General features: G+C 57.0%; 25 protein-coding genes and 1 tRNA gene. 17 read left to right on the top strand and 9 right to left on the bottom strand.

Annotated elements, in window-relative coordinates:
- Positions 1 to 469 precede the first annotated feature (469 nt).
- The 4 genes from rpoE to AD664_RS13910 all read left to right on the top strand — a co-directional run bounded on the left by rpoE (position 470) and on the right by AD664_RS13910 (position 4,293).
- Positions 470 to 1,051, top strand: a complete 582-nt coding sequence (gene rpoE, locus AD664_RS13925) for an RNA polymerase sigma factor RpoE (RefSeq protein ID WP_003172477.1) — start codon at positions 470 to 472, stop codon at positions 1,049 to 1,051.
- Positions 1,052 to 1,082: 31 nt separating this feature from the next.
- Positions 1,083 to 1,670 carry a sigma-E factor negative regulatory protein gene (locus AD664_RS13920; RefSeq protein ID WP_042732348.1) on the top strand — a complete coding sequence of 196 codons (588 nt, stop codon included), beginning with the start codon at positions 1,083 to 1,085 and terminating at the stop codon, positions 1,668 to 1,670.
- 13 nt (positions 1,671 to 1,683) lie between these two features.
- Positions 1,684 to 2,631 (top strand): MucB/RseB C-terminal domain-containing protein, encoded by a 948-nt coding sequence (locus AD664_RS13915; RefSeq protein WP_053147313.1) that lies wholly within the window; start codon positions 1,684 to 1,686, stop codon positions 2,629 to 2,631.
- A 231-nt stretch (positions 2,632 to 2,862) separates the two neighbouring features.
- Positions 2,863 to 4,293 (top strand): DegQ family serine endoprotease, encoded by a 1,431-nt coding sequence (locus AD664_RS13910; protein WP_042732346.1) that lies wholly within the window; start codon positions 2,863 to 2,865, stop codon positions 4,291 to 4,293.
- 227 nt (positions 4,294 to 4,520) lie between these two features.
- On the opposite strand, the gene AD664_RS13905 is transcribed toward AD664_RS13910, so the two are convergent.
- Positions 4,521 to 5,954, bottom strand: a complete 1,434-nt coding sequence (locus tag AD664_RS13905) for a M48 family metalloprotease (RefSeq protein ID WP_053147311.1) — start codon at positions 5,952 to 5,954, stop codon at positions 4,521 to 4,523.
- Between the two features lie 98 nt (positions 5,955 to 6,052).
- Here AD664_RS13905 and AD664_RS13900 point away from each other — a divergent pair, with 98 nt between their 5' ends.
- Positions 6,053 to 6,292, top strand: coding sequence for a sulfurtransferase TusA family protein (locus AD664_RS13900; protein WP_025212368.1), 240 nt, complete (start codon positions 6,053 to 6,055; stop codon positions 6,290 to 6,292).
- Between the two features lie 30 nt (positions 6,293 to 6,322).
- Complete coding sequence (locus AD664_RS13895) at positions 6,323 to 7,393, top strand: AI-2E family transporter (RefSeq protein WP_053147309.1); 1,071 nt, start codon at positions 6,323 to 6,325, stop codon at positions 7,391 to 7,393.
- A 138-nt stretch (positions 7,394 to 7,531) separates the two neighbouring features.
- Here the strand turns inward: AD664_RS13895 and AD664_RS13890 are convergent, their stop codons facing one another.
- Both AD664_RS13890 and AD664_RS13885 read right to left on the bottom strand, forming a co-directional pair.
- Positions 7,532 to 8,005 carry a peroxiredoxin gene (locus AD664_RS13890; RefSeq protein ID WP_042731972.1) on the bottom strand — a complete coding sequence of 158 codons (474 nt, stop codon included), beginning with the start codon at positions 8,003 to 8,005 and terminating at the stop codon, positions 7,532 to 7,534.
- Between the two features lie 10 nt (positions 8,006 to 8,015).
- On the bottom strand, positions 8,016 to 8,576 hold the full coding sequence (locus AD664_RS13885; RefSeq protein WP_003184325.1) for a glycine cleavage system protein R: 561 nt from the start codon (positions 8,574 to 8,576) through the stop codon (positions 8,016 to 8,018).
- A gap of 317 nt (positions 8,577 to 8,893) precedes the next feature.
- Here AD664_RS13885 and dapA point away from each other — a divergent pair, with 317 nt between their 5' ends.
- From dapA to AD664_RS13845, 10 genes are all read left to right on the top strand, one after another.
- Entirely contained in the window at positions 8,894 to 9,772 is an 879-nt protein-coding gene (dapA, locus tag AD664_RS13880; protein ID WP_053147307.1) for a 4-hydroxy-tetrahydrodipicolinate synthase, read from the top strand.
- Between the two features lie 17 nt (positions 9,773 to 9,789).
- Entirely contained in the window at positions 9,790 to 10,905 is a 1,116-nt protein-coding gene (gene bamC, locus AD664_RS13875) for an outer membrane protein assembly factor BamC (RefSeq protein ID WP_042731974.1), read from the top strand.
- A 4-nt stretch (positions 10,906 to 10,909) separates the two neighbouring features.
- Positions 10,910 to 11,668 (top strand): MBL fold metallo-hydrolase, encoded by a 759-nt coding sequence (locus tag AD664_RS13870; protein WP_053147305.1) that lies wholly within the window; start codon positions 10,910 to 10,912, stop codon positions 11,666 to 11,668.
- 27 nt (positions 11,669 to 11,695) lie between these two features.
- Positions 11,696 to 12,409 carry a phosphoribosylaminoimidazolesuccinocarboxamide synthase gene (gene purC / locus AD664_RS13865; RefSeq protein WP_016963914.1) on the top strand — a complete coding sequence of 238 codons (714 nt, stop codon included), beginning with the start codon at positions 11,696 to 11,698 and terminating at the stop codon, positions 12,407 to 12,409.
- 83 nt (positions 12,410 to 12,492) lie between these two features.
- A tRNA-Ser gene (locus AD664_RS13860) sits at positions 12,493 to 12,582 on the top strand.
- A 263-nt stretch (positions 12,583 to 12,845) separates the two neighbouring features.
- On the top strand, positions 12,846 to 13,559 hold the full coding sequence (locus AD664_RS13855) for a hypothetical protein (RefSeq protein WP_053147303.1): 714 nt from the start codon (positions 12,846 to 12,848) through the stop codon (positions 13,557 to 13,559).
- 570 nt (positions 13,560 to 14,129) lie between these two features.
- Entirely contained in the window at positions 14,130 to 14,483 is a 354-nt protein-coding gene (locus AD664_RS27520) for a hypothetical protein (RefSeq protein ID WP_157061570.1), read from the top strand.
- 13 nt (positions 14,484 to 14,496) lie between these two features.
- Positions 14,497 to 15,042, top strand: coding sequence for a hypothetical protein (locus tag AD664_RS27885; protein ID WP_256207102.1), 546 nt, complete (start codon positions 14,497 to 14,499; stop codon positions 15,040 to 15,042).
- 33 nt (positions 15,043 to 15,075) lie between these two features.
- Positions 15,076 to 15,390: a hypothetical protein gene (locus AD664_RS27880; RefSeq protein ID WP_256207101.1), complete on the top strand. Its 315-nt coding sequence runs from the start codon at positions 15,076 to 15,078 to the stop codon at positions 15,388 to 15,390.
- 135 nt (positions 15,391 to 15,525) lie between these two features.
- Positions 15,526 to 16,311 carry a hypothetical protein gene (locus AD664_RS13845; RefSeq protein ID WP_157061569.1) on the top strand — a complete coding sequence of 262 codons (786 nt, stop codon included), beginning with the start codon at positions 15,526 to 15,528 and terminating at the stop codon, positions 16,309 to 16,311.
- A gap of 313 nt (positions 16,312 to 16,624) precedes the next feature.
- Here AD664_RS13845 and AD664_RS13840 read toward each other — a convergent pair whose 3' ends face one another.
- From AD664_RS13840 to AD664_RS13820, 5 genes are all read right to left on the bottom strand, one after another.
- Positions 16,625 to 17,245, bottom strand: coding sequence for a recombinase family protein (locus tag AD664_RS13840; RefSeq protein ID WP_053147299.1), 621 nt, complete (start codon positions 17,243 to 17,245; stop codon positions 16,625 to 16,627).
- 114 nt (positions 17,246 to 17,359) lie between these two features.
- On the bottom strand, positions 17,360 to 17,596 hold the full coding sequence (locus AD664_RS13835) for a hypothetical protein (RefSeq protein ID WP_053147297.1): 237 nt from the start codon (positions 17,594 to 17,596) through the stop codon (positions 17,360 to 17,362).
- Between the two features lie 489 nt (positions 17,597 to 18,085).
- The gene (locus tag AD664_RS13830) at positions 18,086 to 18,883 is read right to left on the bottom strand and encodes a hypothetical protein (protein ID WP_053147296.1); all 798 of its coding nucleotides are present in this window, start codon (positions 18,881 to 18,883) and stop codon (positions 18,086 to 18,088) included.
- A gap of 88 nt (positions 18,884 to 18,971) precedes the next feature.
- On the bottom strand, positions 18,972 to 19,268 hold the full coding sequence (locus tag AD664_RS13825) for a hypothetical protein (protein WP_053147294.1): 297 nt from the start codon (positions 19,266 to 19,268) through the stop codon (positions 18,972 to 18,974).
- 116 nt (positions 19,269 to 19,384) lie between these two features.
- The gene (locus AD664_RS13820) at positions 19,385 to 19,642 is read right to left on the bottom strand and encodes a helix-turn-helix transcriptional regulator (RefSeq protein WP_053147291.1); all 258 of its coding nucleotides are present in this window, start codon (positions 19,640 to 19,642) and stop codon (positions 19,385 to 19,387) included.
- A 104-nt stretch (positions 19,643 to 19,746) separates the two neighbouring features.
- On the opposite strand from AD664_RS13820, the gene AD664_RS13815 reads away from it, so the two are divergent.
- A complete protein-coding gene (locus tag AD664_RS13815; protein ID WP_053147290.1) occupies positions 19,747 to 20,067 on the top strand; it encodes a hypothetical protein in 321 nt (106 codons plus the stop codon).
- 416 nt (positions 20,068 to 20,483) lie between these two features.
- Here AD664_RS13815 and AD664_RS13810 read toward each other — a convergent pair.
- Positions 20,484 to 21,116: DDE-type integrase/transposase/recombinase (locus AD664_RS13810; protein WP_053147288.1), on the bottom strand; the 633-nt coding region annotated here is incomplete at its 5' end.

The raw sequence follows: 21,116 nt of genomic DNA, 5'->3' as shown, positions 1-21,116 counted from the left end.
TAGAGGGGGGGACCGGCACAATAGCCGGGCGAATCATGGCAATGTGGTACCAGTGTGGTAGAACAGCGGCACGTTTCGTCGGATCGCGGTTTTGAATGGGCAGGCAACAAGGCGGCCGTTTCGAGGACAGAGCGTGGTTTATCCCGTCACGGTTGGCCAATGTCTACTTCACAGCGCGATAAAATAGAGGGAACTTTTGCCAGGCGCCTACGTTCAATAGACGGTTGTCTGCAAAAGGGAGCAGCGTTGGGTGTGCAGGATTTCGATTGGAGTCCTTGCCGACAGGCCCGGCGATAGATTATTCGCGCAGCCGGGGAATCTCGTGCTGCGTTTTTCGTGCGTGCCGAGATCAGAGCGCGCAGGAAACTTGCTTGGAAGGGGGAGAACTTTTGCGAAAAGCCCGAGTCTATGTTTGCAAGCCCGGACAATTAGTAATGCAAGCCTCCTTCGAGCTTATCGAGGAGTGTTCATGCTAACCCAGGAAGAGGATCAGCAGCTGGTTGAGCGCGTACAACGCGGCGACAAGCGAGCTTTCGATCTGCTAGTGCTGAAATACCAGCACAAAATTCTCGGGTTGATCGTGCGGTTCGTGCACGACACCCATGAAGCGCAGGATGTTGCTCAGGAGGCCTTCATCAAGGCCTACCGTGCACTTGGTAATTTTCGCGGCGACAGCGCGTTCTACACGTGGCTTTACCGCATCGCCATCAACACGGCGAAAAACTATCTGGTTTCACGCGGCCGCCGGCCGCCGGATAGCGATGTAAGTTCTGAAGATGCAGAGTTCTACGATGGCGATCACGGCCTCAAGGACCTCGAATCCCCGGAACGCGCATTGCTGCGGGATGAGATCGAGGGCACTGTCCACCGAACCATCCAGCAACTGCCCGAAGATTTGCGTACGGCTTTAACTTTACGCGAGTTCGACGGTCTGAGTTATGAGGACATTGCGAGCGTCATGCAATGTCCGGTGGGCACCGTGCGCTCCCGGATCTTCCGCGCTCGGGAGGCCATCGATAAAGCCCTGCAACCGTTGTTGCAGGAAAACTAAAGACAGCGGCGATAGCCAAGAGAGGAACGCCATGAGTCGTGAAGCCCTGCAGGAATCGCTGTCCGCAGTGATGGATAACGAAGCGGACGAACTGGAATTGCGTCGGGTATTGAATGCCTTTGACGATGTTGAAACCCGTGAGACCTGGGCTCGTTACCAGATCGCTCGGGCTGTAATGCACAAGGACCTGCTGCTTCCGCGCCTGGACATCGCTGCGGCCGTTTCTTCTGCATTGGCTGACGAAGCCGTACCGGCAAAAGCCTCTCGCGGACCATGGCGCAGCCTGGGTCGCCTGGCCGTTGCCGCTTCGGTCACCGTCGCCGTACTGGCCGGTGTGCGCCTGTACAACCAGGATGAGATTGCCGGCGTGCAAATGGCACAGCAGTCCACCCAGCCTGGCTTGGCCGCTCCACAGGTCAAGGGCCCGGCAGTGCTGGCCGGCTACAGCGAAGGTTCGGAAGCTGCAGGTCCGATGACCAACGGTGTGCTGCAAGGCCAACCTGGCTGGCACGACCAGCGTCTGCCTAACTACCTGCGTCAGCATGCCCAGCAAGCTGCCTTGAAGGGTACTGAAAGCGCGCTGCCCTATGCCCGTGCAGCCAGTATGGAAAACCGTTAATTAAGGACGACCATTGCGCGCCATACCTTTATTCGCGCTGTTGCTGGGAGGCTGGTGTACGGTTCCAGCCTATGCCGATGAGGCTCAGGACTGGTTGAACCGCCTGGGCCAGGCCGAGCAGCAGCAAAGCTTCCAGGGCACTTTCGTTTACGAGCGCAACGGTAGTTTCTCTACCCACAACATCTGGCATCGTGTACAGGATGGCAAGGTCCGCGAGCGGCTACTCCAGCTCGACGGCTCGGCACAGGAAGTCGTGCGCATTGATGGGCGGACTCAATGCGTCAGCGGCTCCCTGATCGCGGGGTTGGGCAATACGCCAGACGGCACTGCACGGGCGCTCGATCCGCAAAAACTCAAGAATTGGTATGACCTTGCCGTCATTGGCAAGTCGCGTGTGGCTGGGCGTCCGGCGGTCATCGTGGCGTTGACGCCCAAGGACCAGCATCGCTACGGCTTCGAACTGCACCTGGACAAAGAGACGGGTTTGCCGCTCAAGTCCTTGTTGCTCAATGACAAGGGGCAACTGCTCGAACGGTTCCAGTTCACGCGCATGAACGTTGCCGCGCCGGCGGAGGCCGATCTGCAGGCCTCGGCTGATTGCAAGGTGGTCGCGCAGGACCCGGACAAGGCCGCTGCGGTAAAAGCCGCCTGGCACTCGGACTGGCTGCCGCCGGGTTTCGAGTTGGCCAGCAGTATCGCGCGCAAGGACCCGGACACCAAGGTCCTGGTCAACAGCCTGATGTACGACGATGGCTTGGCGCGCTTCTCGGTGTTCCTTGAGCCATTGAATGGCGCCAACGCCACCGATACCCGCACTCAGCTCGGCCCGACGGCCGCCGTCTCCCGTCGACTCACCACGCCTCAGGGCGAAATGATGGTCACGGTGGTTGGCGAGATTCCCATCGGTACGGCGGAGCGGATCGCGCTGTCCATGCGTTCCGATGTCACGGCGACCCAGTAGCGTATTGGCTGGGTGGCCTGCATGCGCGAAAGGCTGATGGCGCCGGGGTCTGATCGAAATGCCGAAACTTCCTGTCAGCATTTTCATTTGCAAAAACACGGTTTTTTTTCTATTAGGTCAGAGCCGCTCGGCCCTGGCCTTGTCTGTTTGCGGAACAAAAATACCGGCGTATCTTTCCCTGGTATTGCTTGCTCCATATCGCTTAACCATGCTCGTCGTAACGGGAGCCGTATGTCGATACCACGCTTGAAAACCTATCTCTCCATCTTTGCCACCGTGCTTGTGCTCGGCCAGGCTGTCCCTGCCGTGGCAGCCGAGTTGCCTGACTTCACGCAGTTGGTCGAGCAGGCGTCGCCCGCAGTGGTGAACATCAGTACGACCCAGAAGTTGCCGGATCGTCGGGTATCGGACCAGCAGATGCCGGACCTCGAAGGCCTGCCGCCGATGCTGCGCGAGTTCTTCGAACGCGGGATGCCGCCGCAGCCACGTTCGCCAGGTGGCGGTCGCCAGCGTGAGGCGCAATCCCTGGGTTCCGGCTTCATCATTTCGCCTGATGGCTACATTCTGACCAACAACCACGTGATCGCCGACGCCGATGAAATCCTGGTGCGCCTGGCCGATCGCAGTGAGCTCAAGGCCAAGTTGATCGGTACCGACCCACGCTCCGACGTGGCCTTGCTGAAAATCGACGGCAAGGACCTGCCCGTGCTCAAGTTGGGCAAATCCCAGGACCTGAAGGCCGGCCAGTGGGTCGTGGCCATCGGTTCGCCGTTCGGTTTCGACCACACCGTGACCCAAGGCATCGTCAGCGCCATCGGGCGCAGCTTGCCGAACGAGAACTACGTGCCCTTCATCCAGACCGACGTGCCGATCAACCCGGGTAACTCCGGTGGCCCGCTGTTCAACCTTGCCGGTGAAGTGGTGGGTATCAACTCGCAGATCTACACCCGGTCGGGCGGCTTCATGGGCGTGTCTTTCGCCATCCCGATCGACGTGGCCATGGACGTGTCGAGCCAGCTGAAAAGCGAAGGCAAGGTCAGCCGCGGCTGGCTGGGCGTCGTCATCCAGGAAGTGAACAAGGACCTGGCCGAGTCGTTCGGGCTGGAAAAACCAGCCGGTGCGCTGGTGGCGCAGATCCAGGAAGGCGGGCCGGCGGCCAAGGGCGGCCTGCAAGTGGGTGACGTTATCCTGAGCATGAACGGCCAGCCGATCATCATGTCCGCCGACCTGCCGCATCTGGTAGGTGCTCTCAAGGCCGGTGCCAAGGCCAATCTGGAAGTGATCCGCGAAGGCAAGCGCAAGAATGTCGAACTGACCGTCGGAGCCATTCCCGAGGAAGGCAAGGAGCTGGATTCGCAGACCAAATCCGGTGTCGAGCGCAGCAGCAATCGACTGGGTGTGGCAGTGGCCGAGCTTACCGAAGAGCAGAAGCGCACCCTGGAGCTTCAGGGTGGCGTGGTGATCAAGGAAGTGCAGGACGGTCCTGCGGCCCTGATCGGCTTGCAACCGGGCGACATCATCACTCACCTGAACAACCAGGCCATCGGTTCGGCCAAGGAATTCACCGATATCGCCAAGGCTCTGCCGAAGAATCGCTCGGTGTCGATGCGGGTCCTGCGTCAGGGACGTGCGAGTTTCATCACCTTCAAGCTGGCCGAATGATCGGTTAGCGCCGCAATGAAAAAACCGCCTCGAGAGAGGCGGTTTTTTTATGCGTGGTGAATTTGCCTGCCGCGCCGATGGGTGACGAGCCCATGACCCCTGTGGGAGCGGCTTGCTCGCGAAAGGGTCAGCACCTTCAACATCATTGCAAGCTGACCCACCGCTTTCGCGAGCAAGCCCGCTCCCACAAGGGATCTGTGCTGGGCCGTAAACCTGGCGTCGCAGCTTTATCCCATCATGTCCTTGACCATGCGCTCCTGTTCCATGAGCTCCCGTTGCCGGGCGTCGATGCGTGACGACAGTGGGAAGTTGGTGCCGGCGCGACGTTTGGCGAAGTCCAGTTGCTGGATGGCCTGGCGGTAATCGCCAACCAGCGCGAAGTACTCGGCACGCGCCTGGTGCAAGCCAATGATGTTGCCCGACAAGCCGCGAGTCTCGGCCACCATGTACCACACGTCCGGATCGTCCGGGCGGGACTTGAGCAGCGTTTCCAGGGCTTTCTCGGCGTCGGCGGGGCGGTTCTGCTTGAGCAGCAGGTCGACCCGTACCTGGTTGAGGGGGTAGTTGCCTGGGTATTGCGTCAGCATTCGGTCGACGCGCGATTGTGCGTCGGCCAGCTTGTTGCTGGTGATGTCCAGGTCAACCTGGGCCAGGTTGTAGATGATTTCGTCGGGGGATTTGGCCAGTAGCGGCTTGAGGTTTTCCCGCGCCTCGTTCAATTGGCCGCCCTTGATCTGCGCGATCGCCAGGCCATAGCGCGCTACGTCGTTCTTCGGGTTCTCATCCAACTGCGCCCGGAAGCGCTTGGCGCCCAGGCCCGGGGTTTCTTCGTAGATCAACTGGACGCGTGCGCGGATCAGTTGATAACGCACGCTGTCCTCGATGCCGCCCGGCTTGGCCTGCTCGGCGCGGTTGCGGGTGTCAGCGATCCGGGATTCGGTCACCGGGTGAGTCAGCAGGAACTCCGGCGGCCGGGCGTCGAAGCGGTACTGGCGCATCAGTCGCTCGAACATGGTCGGCATGGAGCGCGGATCGTAGCCGGCCTTCTCCAGGTTCAGGATGCCGATACGGTCGGCTTCCTGTTCATTCTGGCGGGAGAAGCGCCGCTGTTCCTGGATGGCGGCTGCCTGGGTCCCGGCGATGGCGGCGATGCCGGCGTCACCGCCACCGGCGGCGGCGATCACGATGCCGGTCAGCAACGCCGCCATCATCGGCACTTGCATGCGCTGCTGGGCTTCGACGCCGCGGGCGAAGTGGCGTTGCGACAAGTGCGCCAGTTCGTGGGCCATCACCGAAGCGTATTCGCCTTCGGTCTGGGCGTTGAGGAACAGGCCACCGTTGACCCCGACGATCCCGCCCGGCGCGGCGAAGGCGTTGAGTTGCGGGCTGTTGATCAGGATGAACTCCAGGCGCCGGTCATTGACCTGGCTGGTTTCCACCAGCTTGTAGACGCTGGTTTCAACATAATCCTTGAGCTGTGGATCGTTGAGTTGGGACACCTGGCTGCGCAACAGGGCCAGCCAGGCGCGACCCAGCTGGTGTTCCTGTTCCGGCGAGACGATGGCAGAACTGGCGTCGCCAAGTGACGGCAGGTCGTCGGCGAAGCCCGGTGAGGCAAGCAGGCAAGCGAGCGTCAGCAGGGTGGGGCGCAGAAATGTCATGCACGAAGCCTTAGTCGACAAAGACCTTACTGTAGCCGGACACCGGGCCCGGGACCAGATATTCTAGGCGGCTCAACGACCTGCCGCGGAGTGAACCGATGACCGATGCTGTAGCCCACGATGCCGAACTGGACGCCAGCGGCCTGAACTGTCCGTTGCCGTTGCTCAAGGCCAAGCTGGAACTCAATCGGCTGGCCAGCGGCGCGGTGCTCAAGGTGACCGCCACGGATGCGGGTTCCCAGCGTGATTTCCGCACCTTCGCTCGGTTGGCCGGTCATACGCTGCTGCGTGAAGAAGACGATAACGGCGTTTACCGTTACTGGCTGAAAAAGGCCTGAGCAATCGATGACGCTTCTTAAGGATTTTTAATGTTCAAGGTGTTACGCGACTGGATTCAACGCTACTTCTCCGATGAGGAGGCGGTGGTCCTGGCTGTCCTGCTGTTCCTGGCCTTCACCGCCGTGCTCACCCTGGGCGGCATGCTGGCACCGGTGCTGGCGGGGATGGTGCTGGCTTACCTGATGCAGGGCCTGGTCACCACCCTGGAGCGCATGCGTCTGCCGGGTGCCGTGGCCGTCGGCTTGGTGTTCGCCCTGTTCATGGGCTTGCTGGTGCTGTTCATCGTGGTGATCGTGCCGCTGCTCTGGCACCAGTTGGTGACGCTGTTCAACGAGTTGCCGGGGATGCTCGCCAAATGGCAGTCGCTGCTGTTGCTGCTGCCCGAGCGTTATCCGCACCTGGTGTCCGACGAGCAGGTCCTGCAGACCATCGAGGTGGTGCGCGGGCAGATTGGCAAGTTCGGTCAGTGGGCGCTGACGTTTTCACTGTCCAGCCTGCCGCTGCTGGTCAACATCATGATTTATCTGGTGCTGGTGCCGATTCTGGTGTTCTTTTTTCTCAAGGACCGGGAAATGATCGGCCGCTGGGTCCGGGGCTACCTGCCTCGCGAGCGCACGCTGATCACTCGGGTGGCCCAGGAAATGAACCGCCAGATCGCCAACTACATTCGCGGTAAAGTCATCGAGATTTTCATCTGCGGCGGCGTGACCTACATCGGCTTCGTGGCTTTGGGGCTCAACTACGCGGCGCTGTTGGCCTTGCTGGTGGGTGTTTCGGTGGTGGTGCCGTACGTGGGCACCGTCGTCGTCACCGTGCCGGTGGCGCTGATTGCGCTGTTCCAGTGGGGCTGGAGCGATCAGTTCATTTACCTGATGGCGGTCTATGGGATCATCCAGACCCTGGATGGCAACGTATTGGTGCCGCTGCTGTTTTCCGAGGCGGTGAACCTGCACCCGGTAGCGATCATCTGCGCGGTGCTGCTGTTCGGCGGATTGTGGGGGTTCTGGGGCGTGTTCTTCGCCATTCCCCTGGCGACGCTGTTCAAGGCCGTGCTGGATGCGTGGCCGAGCAAGGAGCCGGTGGTGGCGCCGTTGTTGTAGCGGTCACATCTGAATGAGTCGGTGAGGCTGATGGCGCCATCGCGAGCGAGCTCGCTCCCACAGGGATTGATTAACACCACCAATCCAGTGTGGGAGCGAGCTTGCTCGCGATGGCGCCAGTGCAGGGCAGCGAGAACCTCAGGCCTTGTCGAGCGCCTGGGCCGCCGCCAGCACCGCATCCACATGCCCCGGCACTTTCACGCCGCGCCACTCCTGACGCAGTACACCGTCCTTGTCGATCAGGAAGGTGCTGCGATCCACGCCCAGGTATTCCTTGCCATAGAGCTTTTTCAGTTTGATCACATCGAACAGCTGGCAAACGGCTTCGTCCTTGTCGCTGATCAGCTCGAACGGGAATTCCTGTTTGCACTTGAAGTTCTCGTGGGACTTGAGGCTGTCCCGGGAGACGCCGAACACCTCGGTGTTGGCGGCCTGGAACTGCGGGTACAGGTCACGGAACCCCTGGCCTTCGGTGGTGCAGCCTGGCGTGCTGTCCTTCGGGTAGAAGTAGATCACCACCTGCTTGCCTTTCAGGGCCGCGAGGCTGATGGTCTGCCCGCTGGTGGCGGGTGCCTGGAAATCGGTAACCGGTTGGTCGACGGCAACGGCCATGAACGCTTCCTTACATTGGGTTTTGTGGACGCCACGGTTCGATCAGCGCATCCAGGTTCATCGCGTCGGCGAAGTCCAGGAACTGATCGCGCAGCCAGCTGATCTGGGTGCCGGCCGGCAGGGTCACGGTGAACGTGGCATTGAGCATGGTGCCGCCGGTCTGGGGTGCCTGGTAGGTGTCGCAGGTCAGGTTTTCCAGCTCGACGTGGTGGTCCATGAAGAACTGGCACAGCTCGTTGATGATGTCCGGGCGGTAGGCCGAGCTCACGTAGGCCACGTAGGGCAGGGCCTGGGGACGGTTCTCCAGCGCGGCGCTGCGCACCACGTTGACGGTGAAGGCGTGCTTCTTCGCCAGCACGGGGAGACTGCCTTCCAGGCGAGCGAGGGCGTCCCAGCTGCCGGAAATTTCCAGCACGAGCGCACTGCATTCGCCGTGACGGGTCAGGCGTGAGGTCACGACGGCGCAGCGATTTTCATGGCTGGCGCGGCACAGGACGTTAGTCAGCTCCATGGGGTTGGCGCCAAGGGCACTGATAACAAGGAATTGTTCGCGGACTGTGGGGGTGGACATGCAGCATTCCTAAAGCGATGAGCGGTCGGTACTTTTTATAGCCCGGTACGGCGCCAGGCCCCGAAAAAGCGCACGGCTCAGGCCCAGTGTCCGGGCTTGCGCCGTGTTCCGCGATGGCAGCAACGGACCGGGGCAAACGCAGGATCGGGGCTTGTGGCGACGAAAACGGAGGCTGGAAACCGGCGTACGAGCTTATCGGTACCGATCAAAGCCTGAAGGGTAGCGAAAACCATCGCCAAGGGGAATGGTAGTTCGCTTGTACAAGCATCTTGGCGCCAGTACCATTACCGCTCTCTTTTTCCGGCAGGAGCGGTTTCATGATTGCGGGCAGTATGGTGGCACTGGTCACACCCATGGATGCACAAGGGCATCTTGACTGGGCCAGCCTCAGCAAACTCGTGGACTTCCACCTTGAAAACGGCACCCATGCCATCGTCGCCGTCGGCACCACCGGCGAGTCGGCCACCCTCGACGTCAACGAACACATTGAAGTCATCCGGGCCGTGGTCAAGCAGGTCAACGGCCGCATCCCGGTCATCGCCGGCACTGGCGCCAACTCCACCCGCGAAGCCGTCGAACTGACCCGCAATGCCAAGGAAGCCGGCGCCGACGCCTGCCTGCTGGTTGTCCCGTACTACAACAAGCCGACCCAGGAAGGCCTGTACCAGCACTTCAAGCACATTGCCGAAGCCGTCGACATCCCGCAGATCCTCTATAACGTTCCCGGCCGCACCTCCTGCGACATGCAGGCCGAGACGGTGATCCGCCTGTCCACCGTGCCGAACATCATCGGCATCAAGGAAGCCACAGGCGACATGAAGCGCGCCAAGGCCATTCTCGATGGCGTGAGCGAGGATTTCCTCGTGCTGTCCGGTGACGACCCGACCGCCGTCGAGCTGATCCTGCTGGGTGGCAAGGGCAACATTTCCGTGACTGCCAACGTCGCCCCGCGCGAAATGGCCGACCTGTGCGAGGCCGCGCTCAAGGGCGACGCCGAGACCGCCCGGGCCATCAATGAAAAACTGATGCCACTGCACAAGGACCTGTTCATCGAGGCCAACCCGATTCCGGTGAAGTGGGCCTTGGTCGAAATGGGCCTGATGCACGAGGGTATCCGCCTGCCACTGACCTGGCTGAGCAAAACCTGTCATGAACCGCTGCGGCAGGCCATGCGCCAGTCCGGCGTCCTGGTTTAATTGAGGAAGTACAACGCATGAAGCGAATGGCCGGACTTTCCGCACTTGCCTTGATTATCTCCAGCACCAGCGGCTGCGGATGGATCTGGGGGCCGGAAGGTTACTTCCGCGACCGTGGTAGCGATTACCTGCAGGCGCAACAGACTGCACCGATGCAATTGCCGCAAGACGTCAACGTCGCCAAGCGTCTGGATCCGCTGCTGCCGATCCCGCGCAATGTCGCCGACGACACCGCCAAGGGCGAATACGTTGTCCCACGCCCGCAGCCGCTGTCGGCCGTGGCCGAGGCCAGCGACTACACCTTGCAGAAAAGTGGCGATTCCAGCTGGGTCATGGGCCAGCATCCACCGGCTGAAGTCTGGCCCGTGGCAATCCAGTTCTTCCAGGACAACGGTTTCCGCCTGGATGAACAACGCCCGCAGACCGGCGAATTCACCACCACCTGGCAGCGCGCCGATGAACTGTCCGCGGCCATGGGCAAGCGCCTGAGCGCCGCCGGTGTCGCATCCGACGCCGAAACCCGCGTGCGGGTGCGCATCGAGCCTGGCGTGCAGCGCAACACCAGTGAAATCTATGTCGTCAGCGCCGAGCGTCCAGCCGGCAGCACCGCCGACGTGGCCTTCACCAATCGTTCGGTCAACACGGGCCTCGACGCAGCACTGGTCGACGACATGCTGGCCAGCATGAGCCGTACCGCCGAGCAGGGTGGTTCGGTTTCGATGCTCGCCACCCGCGACTACGACACGCCAAGCCGTGTCAGCCTGAGCGAAGACGGCAGTGGCAACCCGGTGCTCAACGTCGGCTCCGACCTGGACCGTGCCTGGTCGAGCGTTGGCCGTGCGCTGGAGCAGGGCGAATGGCGGGTTGAGGACATCAACCGCAGCCTGGGCCTGTACTACATCAACCTCGCCGAAAAAGCCGAGAAGAAAGACGAGAAGCCTGGCTTCTTCAGTGGCCTGTTCGGCAGCAAGCCGGACAAGGAAGAAGTTGAAGCCCGTGCCGAGCGCTATCAGGTTCGCCTGAGCAAGGTGGGTGACAGCGTCCAGGTGACCGTCGAGAAGAACATCAACACCGTGGCGCCGGCCGAAGTGGCTCGTAAAGTGTTGAGCGTGATTCAGGACAACCTGGGCTGATCCGATGCGTTTTGCCGTTCTCGGTAGCGGGAGCCAAGGGAACGGCACGCTGGTCGCCAGTGCCGGTACGTATGTGCTGGTCGATTGTGGTTTCTCCCTGCGGGAAACCGAGAAGCGCCTGTTGCGCCTGGGTGTGCATCCGGCGCAGTTGAGCGCGATACTCGTGACCCACGAACATGCCGACCACGTGCATGGCGTGGGTTTGCTGTCTCGGCGCTACAATCTGCCGGTGTACCTGAGCCGTGGGACCCTCGGCGGCCTGCGCAAGCCCATCGAACCGGCGGGGTTCGTGGCCGGTGGCGAGCAATTGCGCATCGGCTGCCTGGACATCAATGTGGTCAGCGTGGCCCATGATGCCCGTGAGCCGACGCAATATGTGTTCAGTGACGGCGAGCGGCGCTTTGGCTTGTTGACCGACCTGGGTTCGTATTGCGACAGGGTGATGGACAGTTACCGCGACCTCGATGCCTTGATGATCGAGTCCAACCACTGCCGTGACATGTTGGCGCGCGGGTACTACCCGTACTTCCTCAAGCAGCGGGTCGGCGGGGAGCACGGACATTTGAACAACCACCAGGCCGCGTTCCTGGTGGCCGAGTTGGGTTGGCAAGGCCTGCAACACCTGGTCCTGGCCCATCTGAGCAGCAAGAACAACCTGCCGCAGCTGGCCCGGCAATGTTTTGTCGACACCCTTGGGTGCGACCCGGACTGGCTGCAACTGGCCGATCAAGATTCAGGGCTCGACTGGCGACATATCGCCTAGCCCACTACTTAGCAAGCGGAGCCCATCATGGAAAAACGTGAAGAACTCTACCGCGGCAAAGCCAAGTCGGTTTACAAGACCGACGACGCCGACCGTTTGATCCTGCTGTTTCGCAACGACACCTCGGCGTTCGACGGCAAGCGCATCGAACAGCTGGACCGCAAGGGCATGGTGAACAACAAGTTCAACGCCTTCATCATGCAGAAGCTCGAAGCCGCCGGCGTGCCGACCCAGTTCGACAAGCTGCTGGGCGACAACGAATGCCTGGTCAAGAAGCTGGACATGATCCCGGTCGAGTGCGTCGTACGTAACTACGCCGCCGGCAGCCTGGTCAAGCGCCTGGGCGTGGAAGAGGGCATGAAGCTCAACCCCTACACCTTCGAACTGTTCCTGAAGGACGACGCCAAGGGCGACCCGTTCATCAACGAATCCCACGTCGTGGCATTCGGTTGGGGCACCGCCGAGCAACTGGCGCGCATGAAGGAACTGTCCCTCAAGGTCAACGAGGTGCTGAGCAAGCTGTTCGACGACGCCGGCCTGCTGCTGGTGGACTTCAAGCTCGAGTTCGGCGTATTCAGCGACGGCTCCATCGTCCTGGGTGACGAATTCAGCCCGGACGGCTGCCGCCTCTGGGACAAGGCCACCAAGAAGAAAATGGACAAGGACCGCTTCCGCCAAGGCCTCGGTGACGTCATCGAAGCCTACGAAGAAGTCGCCCAACGCCTGGGTGTGCCGCTGTAAACGACGCAAGCATCTGATAGCACGGAAAAAATTTCGCTCGGGGGTTCGCTTCCGGCGAATGTGCTGGTATGATGCGCGCCACTGGAGAGATGCCGGAGTGGCCGAACGGGACGGATTCGAAATCCGTTGTACTGGCGACAGTACCTAGGGTTCAAATCCCTATCTCTCCGCCATTATTTAAAAAGCCCTGTAATTCAATGAGTTACGGGGCTTTTTGTTTTTAAGTTGTACTACTCGTTTGTACTACTCATCACGTCCCGACATTCGTCACTCCTATCCAAATCCCTTCGCTGTTTCGTTTATGTTCGTTCCGTCAGCACATTATCCTTCGATAACTACCCTTAGTCAGTACGCACCAGTACCCGTGGAGAGAGTTCTAAACCACCGTCGTGTATGGCAAAGTGACGCCTAACCTCTTTATCGACATGGATGACGCATGAATATCCCGCAAGAAATGCTACAGGCTGCACGCGACAACCCAACTGAGGGGGCTGCGGAAATATGCCGCTTCGCGCTGGAAGAGACAAATCATGATCTGTTCGATCCCGAATGGAGTGATCATGACCACACTCTCTTGATGGCGGCGGTAGCAGTCGTTCTGACTCTCGAAGAGCAAAACCTGATTGAGCATCAGCAGAATACTCCAGACGTCGATGATGTCGCTCAAACGGTGTGCCCACGCTTCCGACAGTTTCTTGGTGCTGTCCATCGGGATTTGTCAGCGACGATATCTAAGAACAAATTTGACAGTTTCCGAAAGCATTTCGCTGTCACCCTAGTTGAAAACTTTGGGTACGAGTTCACCGATGGCGACTTGAAGCGTATCCAGCAACTGATAAATGAGTTGCGTGAGATGGTGAGTGCCAACACTGAACTGGACGACGGCCACAAACGACGCATGCTCAAGCGTCTTGAGAAGATGCAGTCGGAGCTACACAAGAAAATGTCCGACATCAGTCGCTTCTACGAGTTGATGGGGGATGCTGGTGTGGCTCTAGGTAGGCTAGGTGAGGGTGCCAAGCCGTTTGTGGATAGGATAAAAGAGATAGTTGATATTGGCTGGAAGTCGCAGGCTCGTGCGGAGCAGTTGCAATCAGATGCCGAAAATCCAATGCTCGGGCATGAATCAGAGCCAAAGCTTCTAGACTGATGCACGCCAATGTTTCTGTCTCGTAGCCCCGATAACGTCGTGCCACCACACGCCAAGAGAATCATCATGAAGGTGTGGATTGGGTCGATTGTCCTGTTGGCTCTGGGAGGATGTGCCAACCACCCTTTGGACTGCTCGATGGGTGTGGCACTGGACGACTGCCTTCCTGGCACCAACGGTTATGCGAGCAGACAGGAAAGATCGAACAACCTTACAGCGGCGAAAGAACTGCAAGCGGCCAAAGACGATGCACACTGTCAGTCATACGGAGCAGCCCCCGGTTCCGATGCTTACGTGAACTGCGGTGTGCAGTAAGGTCGCGACAGACCAATTAGCACAAGCAGAAAAAGAAAGGCGTCAGCGTATCGGGCAGATGCTGAAGTCATAGAGCCAGCAATACCAGCAACCAGTACCGCAACCCTACGTGATGCCAAAGCAAATACACTGCACTTCCACGGCTTACGGCCAGATAGTGAGCACCAACTGCTGCTAACGCATTCAGGATACTTCCATGAAGGCAAGGATGGTTTGGTATTCAACAGTGAGTTCGGAATCGCTCAAGGACAGATTGTGAATAAATTTCGTTGGATATTCGCCCCCATACTAACCATCGTCAGCGTGACCAGTTTCGCATCATCACCTTCCTACGAAACACCAGAGTTCAATGATAAGAATGACCACCTTTCGATGGTGTATGTTTGTGGAGTTATTGGGGAGAAAGGTGGTTTTGACTCTGGAGCAATAGCTATAGTTGCCGCAGCGACATCAAAGATGGGTATTCCTGCAAAGAAGTCAGGCCAGCTTATGGGAGACGCCTTAACGTGGTGGGAAGCTAATCATGAGCGATATGATATTGCAGGAATGTGGGAAGGAACGTGCAAGGAACCGATCAACAATATAAGGCGGATGTACCTCAGCAAATAGTGGAGGGCGCCATATGCACATCAACGGACGTATGAGTGAAGCAATGGCAGATTTTCAGTACCTTGAAACGGAATTCAACACACTGTTAGAAAAGATAAGCGCCCTTGCTATTCACAAAGTGAGGGCGCAGGATATCTATGACAGAGAATTCAAAAGAATCCATGATTACTACGAGCAGCCCCCAGATTGGAGTGGTCGGAGGGAAAAGGGTCACTGGTCATACTTTCGCTTCACTTCTCCTTCAACAGGAGAAGAAACAACGCACCAATCCAAGCCTCTAAAGCTGGCTGACCAGATAGAGCTTAACGAACTTCAAAAGCTTAAGACGTATCACTGGCTTCTAGCTGAAGCCTATGAAGCGTTCGAAGATTTCATCGAGAGAGTTTACGCGTACTGTGGCCTAGTACGTAACAGATTCTGGGTCCAGCCTGATAACTGGGCGCACGGAGAATCCAGGGACTTCAAGCACTACTATAACCCTAAAAACAAAAGCAAAGGTACACCTTATAGGCAACTAGAAATACTGAGACAACAATCGCAGCACTTGTCAATGTATTAAGTAAAGCCCTGCAAAAATTTGAGAGTTGTGTGCGTGCTGGTTGAAAAGCTCCGCCACATCATTGTGCATAAGGGCGGGTATAGCGATGACTTCAAGGGACTGAAGGGGAAGATATATAGCGAGCTGAAAGGGATGAGCACAAAAAACGTGCATTCGTACGTTGACTCATATTTCATGACGCATAAAGGTGACAAACTAATTGATCTATTCGAGTTTCCTGTCGAAGATGGCGTGGGAGCCAGAGTTGGGGCATATCATGACTCTATGATAGGATTCTTAAGAGCACTTGTGGAATACGCACAGTTGATCAGGGAAAGCATTGAGTTGGATGAGGGTATGGATTTCTGAGCTTGGTTCCAAATTCCCATCGTTGGCTTGATTGATATTACAGCAGGTATGCCCGAGAAGGATTGCCATGAAATTATGAAAGGGCTGCTAATTAGCCTAGACTTGCGTGCTGAAAAACTCTAGGGGAATTAATAGATGAGGCGTGTAACAGTGGGGGCTAGCACCAGAAAAAACAACAACCCAATCAAGAGCTGGGCACCTATCGCTATCATTGCATTGATCGCCTGTACAACGGCTGTAGCTGCCCCTTGGCTCTGGCAATTCTCTGCATCCGATTTGAGCACAAGCCCTGGTGATTGGGGCGTGTTTGGTGACTACTTCGGGGGCGTGCTATCAACTTTAATCTCCGCCCTTGGGTTCATCGGCATCATAGCCACCATAAAAACTCAATCAGACACCATTTCTACACAGCTCTCTGGTATCGCTCAGGAAAAAGAAATTCGAGACGATGAGGTGTATAGCAAACAATCTCTCGAATGCTTGAATGAAGCCCTAGAAAAGCTCAAAAGTCCTATCGATGGCAAACTGTATAGAAGTCGCCTTGCGTGGCTGGAGTCTGCACGCCTGATTATCATTGCACAGAATCTGGCTGAGAGAATCAAGAGCGACAGCATGCAGCATACCTATAAGGCAGCTGAGAAGGTGATTCGCTCCAGATTCAGCACACTGCTCAACCCTGACAAAAGCCCAGAGACTATGCAGCCCAGCTACTTCTATCATATGGAATGGGATAGTTGGATTACAGGTCAAAGGCAAGAGCCAATACACGAAACCTCAGCTTATGTAATCTATAAATTTGCCAGCTGGCAGAGTGATAGACTTGATGAGCTGGACGCTGTGGGGAAGATTGATTTCCACCATGTCAATGAAAGGTACTTTGGTGCCCGTCAGTTCCTCGAACATGGCAAGGTTGAAAAGTAGTCTAAAACCCTGGCCCGCGCCGCGGGAAACGGCCTCATCTTTATTAAGTTTAATTTTTCAGGCTGGAATATAAGCCGGGGCGTTTCCCCTGAAATTCTGTGTGAAAGCTAGTGCTATCAAGCAACGAACAGCGGCTTCAGTAAGATCGGCCCAGGCGGAACCATAAATAACATTCGAGTTGTTAAAGAGCGGTGTCACAACGTCCTCGGCAATGGGAGGGCTTGCAACGTGGTTGTGGGAGCATCATCTTTTCTCTTGGATTGTCAGCACTGCGTTGATGAAATGTGTTTGTCACTTGCTTACCGCTGACGCTCTAGGCTTTTGCCTGACCAAGAACGTATGTCCCTGTGGGCTTGCTTACCACCATCACTCTGTTCCAGTGACGCTTCACGGTGGCAATGCCAATACCAAGCTTCTCGGCTACCTCAGACTGGCTGCAACCCTGCTCCTTGAGTTCGAGAACATCACGAGTGGTTGATAGAGCTTCCGGCCTACCAAGCTTCTTACCTTCCTTCTTGGCACGCTCCAGACCTGCTTGTGTGCGCTCGATCAAAAGGTCACGTTCGAACTCAGCCACAGCCCCAAGCACCTGCATGGTCATCTTTCCTGCTGCTGATGTCAGGTCTACCCCGCCCAATGCCAGACAGTGAACACGGATGCCACTAGCTGTCAGATGTTCAACCGTTTGACGTACATCCATGGCGTTGCGGCCTAGGCGGTCCAGCTTGGTGACTATCAACACATCTCCGCTCTCCATACGATCCAGCAACTTCTGAAAGCCGGGGCGTTCCGTAGCAGCGATGCTGCCCGAGATGGTTTCCTCAACTACCCTGCCTGCCTGTACGTCGAAGCCTGCGTTCTTCACTTCCTGCACTTGGTTCTCTGTGAACTGGCTGGAGGTGCTGACGCGGCAGTAGAGAAATGTGCGGGACATGGTGGGCGGCTCCTTGCTGGTATCGGTTAATGTGGGATCACGATACCTTGGTATCACTATCTCGTCAACACTAATTTAATGATGCTAGTTAGCGGGTCTTCTGGCTCGTATCGTTTAACGGTCCGTTTGTTGATGCCTATGATTGGCGCACTTGGTGATGGCAACCGTGAGGACCTTGGCGTTCAAGTCCAGCACCTCCAAAGCTGCCAATGCGTTTTCAGCAGCGACGGTGCCTCCTTGACTGGAAATCCAACCGGCGAGTTCTTCAAGCGCGGCGGCTATTCCATGCTGCTGACTCAGGAGCAGAGTTAACGCGTCAGCCATTGCTACGGCCTGATTCTGGGAGGTCATTGGTAGTCATCCTTGGGTGATGTGGGGGAGCCTCGCGACTCCCTCACAGAAACGCTACTTCTTTTTGGGGCCGCTAGGTGGCTTCTTCGGCTTGTCTGTTTCCTTTACCGACTCTCGCGGATTTTTCTTGGCTTCTTTCTCAGTGATGTACTCACCAGTCACTGCGTCACGATATCTCGTAGGCATGCTCGCTCCTTAATAGCCTATCGCCACGTCGGCGACACCATCAAATTAGCCGAAGGAGGTTTTTCCGCAAGGAGCTGGGGGGTAGAAGTGCTTTCTGGCGAAAACTGGCGATTCCGGTGCAAAACTGCCGTTTGGTGCGGAAACCTCAAGTTGAAGCGTTCTCACCTAATCGAGCTTGGTCTACTTTCAGCCCAAGGTCTCTAAACACTGGCTTATAGTTCATTCCTATCTAAACTCCAATCCTGATAGGTCAATTTGACGGCGGGGTTGGAGTGGAGATTTACCCTAGTTGTTTGGCGGAGGTTATTTCTTTGGTTTGGTGGGAGCCGTTGCCGTGATGCAATGGCATATTGCCGTGCCAAGCTTCACGCCACCCTGTAGCTGCAATGTGGACAACCCCTTCTGCTTCACCGCCTCGATTAAGCCACCAGCGTTCCTGTCATTCATCTTGATCATTCCATTGATGAAGGTTTCAGCAGCAGCATCGGACGCGTAAACCAATGTCATGTTGTCGGGTAACAGATGATTGCCGTAGTAGGGCTTCGTTCTGGCGTTGATTGCTACATGGTCTCCCAGCTCGCTATCAACTATTACACCTACACGCTGCGTTCGGAGAAACGGAGTATTGATGTGTACTGTTGCCACCAGGTGCCAGCCTAGAAGTTCGGCGTTTCCTTCGTCGCCAGAATCAAGGATCAAGTAGGCGGCAAGGTGTTCGTAGGGTGTGGTTTCTGTGACTGATGCTAGTGGGACATTAATGGAACAGATGCAACATGCACTCACCTTGTAGCCATCGACGCGGGTCAACTCAGTGTTTGTATCAACTGCAATAAGGTAATCAAACTGCTTACGCAAACTATCAATAAAGCTTTCACCCAGAGCAGCAAATCCATCAGTGGGCGAAGAGGTGAGCACTTTGTCTGTTGTCTTACGGGCGTAGGATATCTGGCTGCGTAACGATGTTGGGTCAAGCTCCAGGACGCTAGGAATACCGGTGATGGGGTCAATGGCGAATGTCAGCTCTGACACGTTCCCAGCAGTGTGCCCAACTACGAAGTGGTCTCGTGGAACTGTAGGGCCATCGCCTTTCTTCTTGGACATCCGTATCACCTCAGCGTGAGAGTGGTGCTGACTTCGCCACTAGGTGGTCGCACCGAAAAGAGACACACGATCTGTGTAAACTGGCCCACTAGAACGAAGTGACCCGGCCACCGGTGAGGGCTGCATTTCCGACTTGCAGCACGTAAGCGCAATGCTTCAAATCGTATTTCGAGCTTATGGATTTCAGGATCATTTCGATGGCAGCCTTGATTTCAACCTCCGACAGATTACCTACATGGACGCATTCGTAGGTGGAGGCGATAAAAACAGAACGCTGCCAACCGTGCCGCAATAGCTCTGCATCTACTTCCTGCACTCGGTCATTGGAGGTCTCGTTGCCAAACTCTACTGACAAGCTCACGTACTGCTTCTTTTCGTCTGCCACCTGATACCTCACTTTTCACGTAAAAAGGAACGCTAACCGCATCCCAGAGGAACATCAATCGTGTGGTGGGATGTTAATCCCAAGGTAGAGGCTGTTCGGACGCCGAAACAAACTAGCTACCCACTCCCGTCCTCTTGCAGCGCCCCTTCAAATTCCGCAATCAAGCCTGTGAGACCTATCCCCAGGACTTTGCACAAGTCGCGAAGCTGCACGATATCCAAGCGGCGTGTCCCACTCTCAACGTCACTCATGAAGGACTGTGGACGCCTCAGAGCCTTTGAACACTGTACTTGAGTCAGGCCAGCCGCCTTCCTGTGTTTCTTCAGTAGGGTCAGCAGGACCGCGTGTTCGGGTTTGTAGATCGTCTTTGGCATGGCTGGGCAACTGCGAGATGAGCAGCTTCCAACCTATATCTGGTTTTCAGATATCTGAATTTGGGATATTATTGCCGCTACCTGCCATACCCAAGGAACGCTTGATGCACACGATTACTCGCTTGCTATGCCTGCTGCCCATGATCTCGTCTGCTGCTGCTATGGCTGACACGTACCCTAAGCGAACGCTCGTTGCTGGTTCGATGGTTTGCTACAAAGCTGGTGACTGGACAAAGATGGTGGAGGCGTCGCTTGATCAGGACGAAGATGAGGCTGAACGCTTGATCGGCTCGGGGAAGTGCCGAACGATTTCAACAGCCACCAAGGTGAGCTTCATCGAAGGCCCCAAGGATGGCGACAAGTCTGCACTGATTCAGCTTCCCAGCGGGAAAACTGCCATGACTGCCAACGGCTGGTTACGTTGATCATTGCCGGAACGAAAAGCAGCAGATCGCATCACCGTTTCGTGATGGACATGCGTGCGGGAGCGTTAGCGTTTATAGCTATCGCTCTTGGGCACGTTAGTGCTGATATTGAAGCGTTGGAACCATCGCGTCAGCATTGGAGCGAAGTCGATCAACATATTTGAGCAATGCTCGCACCACTCTTAGGTCGGGTGCTACCTCTCGCAGATAATCACAAAGGTGATCTTCGATTGTTTCAGCCTTCAATCTCTGCCAGTCACAGTGGGCATCCATTGCACTCGTTCTCCATTCCCCTATCTGTTTGGAACCTTTGTGCGTGATCTCTGCTTGGAATCCGCCACCAAATACGGTGGTGCCCGAGTAACCTGATCGGGGCATTTGGACTGGCCCCAACAAAACCGGACACCGCCACCCCGTTAACTTGATGCCGTTTTCATGCGCCTGAACTCTCTGGGAGAGCGGTATTTCAGCGCGCTGTGTGGATGCTGCTCGTTGTAATGTTCGAAAGCGATTGCCAGGTTACGTAGCGCCGTTTCGCGGTTCGGACGAGGCATGTGGGCCACGTAGTCGCGTTTGATGGTCTTCACGAAGCTCTCGGCCATGCCATTACTCTGCGGGCTGCGAACCGGCGTCGTGACAGGCTGCAAGCCGATTTGCTGTGCAAAGAGCCGAGTCTGCTCTGCGATATAGGCCGAGCCATTATCGCTCAGCCACTGCACAGGCGTGCTGGGCAGCTGATCGCCAAACCGCTTCTCCACGCTTTCCAGCATCAAGTCGCGAACATCGTCGCCACTGTAGCCTGTCGGGCTGGCGACCCAGCCAATCGCCTCTCGGTCGCAGCAGTCCAAGGCGAAGCTCACACTCAACTTGGCGCCGTCGTCGCAGCGAAATTCAAACCCATCGGAACACCATCGGGTGTTGCTAGTAGCAACAGCAACGCGACCTTCATGCTTTCGAGCAACACCAGGCTGTTTTACACGACGTGCCAACAAACGTCGGTGGTCACGCATCACCCGGTAGACCCCCCTCAAATTGATTGTAGGCAGTGC

Origin of the sequence: Pseudomonas sp. P97.38 (genome assembly GCF_001269745.1) — a bacterium.
In the GTDB taxonomy this organism is placed as follows: domain Bacteria; phylum Pseudomonadota; class Gammaproteobacteria; order Pseudomonadales; family Pseudomonadaceae; genus Aquipseudomonas; species Aquipseudomonas chlororaphis_E.
The sequence above is the reverse complement of the archived record's forward strand: the minus strand, read 5'-3'. Positions and strand labels throughout refer to the sequence as shown.

What these genes read in the sequence shown, in the direction of transcription:
- bamC (WP_042731974.1), top strand. Translation starts at nt 9,790, where the DNA reads ATGAAGCGAATGGCCGGACTTTCCGCACTTGCCTTGATTATCTCCAGC.
- dapA (WP_053147307.1), top strand. Translation starts at nt 8,894, where the DNA reads ATGATTGCGGGCAGTATGGTGGCACTGGTCACACCCATGGATGCACAA.
- AD664_RS13885 (WP_003184325.1), bottom strand. Translation starts at nt 8,576, where the DNA reads ATGTCCACCCCCACAGTCCGCGAACAATTCCTTGTTATCAGTGCCCTT.
- AD664_RS13890 (WP_042731972.1), bottom strand. Translation starts at nt 8,005, where the DNA reads ATGGCCGTTGCCGTCGACCAACCGGTTACCGATTTCCAGGCACCCGCC.
- AD664_RS13815 (WP_053147290.1), top strand. Translation starts at nt 19,747, where the DNA reads ATGCACACGATTACTCGCTTGCTATGCCTGCTGCCCATGATCTCGTCT.
- purC (WP_016963914.1), top strand. Translation starts at nt 11,696, where the DNA reads ATGGAAAAACGTGAAGAACTCTACCGCGGCAAAGCCAAGTCGGTTTAC.
- AD664_RS13905 (WP_053147311.1), bottom strand. Translation starts at nt 5,954, where the DNA reads ATGACATTTCTGCGCCCCACCCTGCTGACGCTCGCTTGCCTGCTTGCC.
- AD664_RS13855 (WP_053147303.1), top strand. Translation starts at nt 12,846, where the DNA reads ATGAATATCCCGCAAGAAATGCTACAGGCTGCACGCGACAACCCAACT.
- AD664_RS13840 (WP_053147299.1), bottom strand. Translation starts at nt 17,245, where the DNA reads ATGTCCCGCACATTTCTCTACTGCCGCGTCAGCACCTCCAGCCAGTTC.
- rpoE (WP_003172477.1), top strand. Translation starts at nt 470, where the DNA reads ATGCTAACCCAGGAAGAGGATCAGCAGCTGGTTGAGCGCGTACAACGC.
- AD664_RS13835 (WP_053147297.1), bottom strand. Translation starts at nt 17,596, where the DNA reads ATGACCTCCCAGAATCAGGCCGTAGCAATGGCTGACGCGTTAACTCTG.
- AD664_RS13910 (WP_042732346.1), top strand. Translation starts at nt 2,863, where the DNA reads ATGTCGATACCACGCTTGAAAACCTATCTCTCCATCTTTGCCACCGTG.
- AD664_RS13920 (WP_042732348.1), top strand. Translation starts at nt 1,083, where the DNA reads ATGAGTCGTGAAGCCCTGCAGGAATCGCTGTCCGCAGTGATGGATAAC.
- AD664_RS13820 (WP_053147291.1), bottom strand. Translation starts at nt 19,642, where the DNA reads ATGCCAAAGACGATCTACAAACCCGAACACGCGGTCCTGCTGACCCTA.
- AD664_RS27885 (WP_256207102.1), top strand. Translation starts at nt 14,497, where the DNA reads ATGCACATCAACGGACGTATGAGTGAAGCAATGGCAGATTTTCAGTAC.
- AD664_RS13895 (WP_053147309.1), top strand. Translation starts at nt 6,323, where the DNA reads ATGTTCAAGGTGTTACGCGACTGGATTCAACGCTACTTCTCCGATGAG.
- AD664_RS13845 (WP_157061569.1), top strand. Translation starts at nt 15,526, where the DNA reads ATGAGGCGTGTAACAGTGGGGGCTAGCACCAGAAAAAACAACAACCCA.
- AD664_RS13870 (WP_053147305.1), top strand. Translation starts at nt 10,910, where the DNA reads ATGCGTTTTGCCGTTCTCGGTAGCGGGAGCCAAGGGAACGGCACGCTG.
- AD664_RS13900 (WP_025212368.1), top strand. Translation starts at nt 6,053, where the DNA reads ATGACCGATGCTGTAGCCCACGATGCCGAACTGGACGCCAGCGGCCTG.
- AD664_RS13830 (WP_053147296.1), bottom strand. Translation starts at nt 18,883, where the DNA reads ATGTCCAAGAAGAAAGGCGATGGCCCTACAGTTCCACGAGACCACTTC.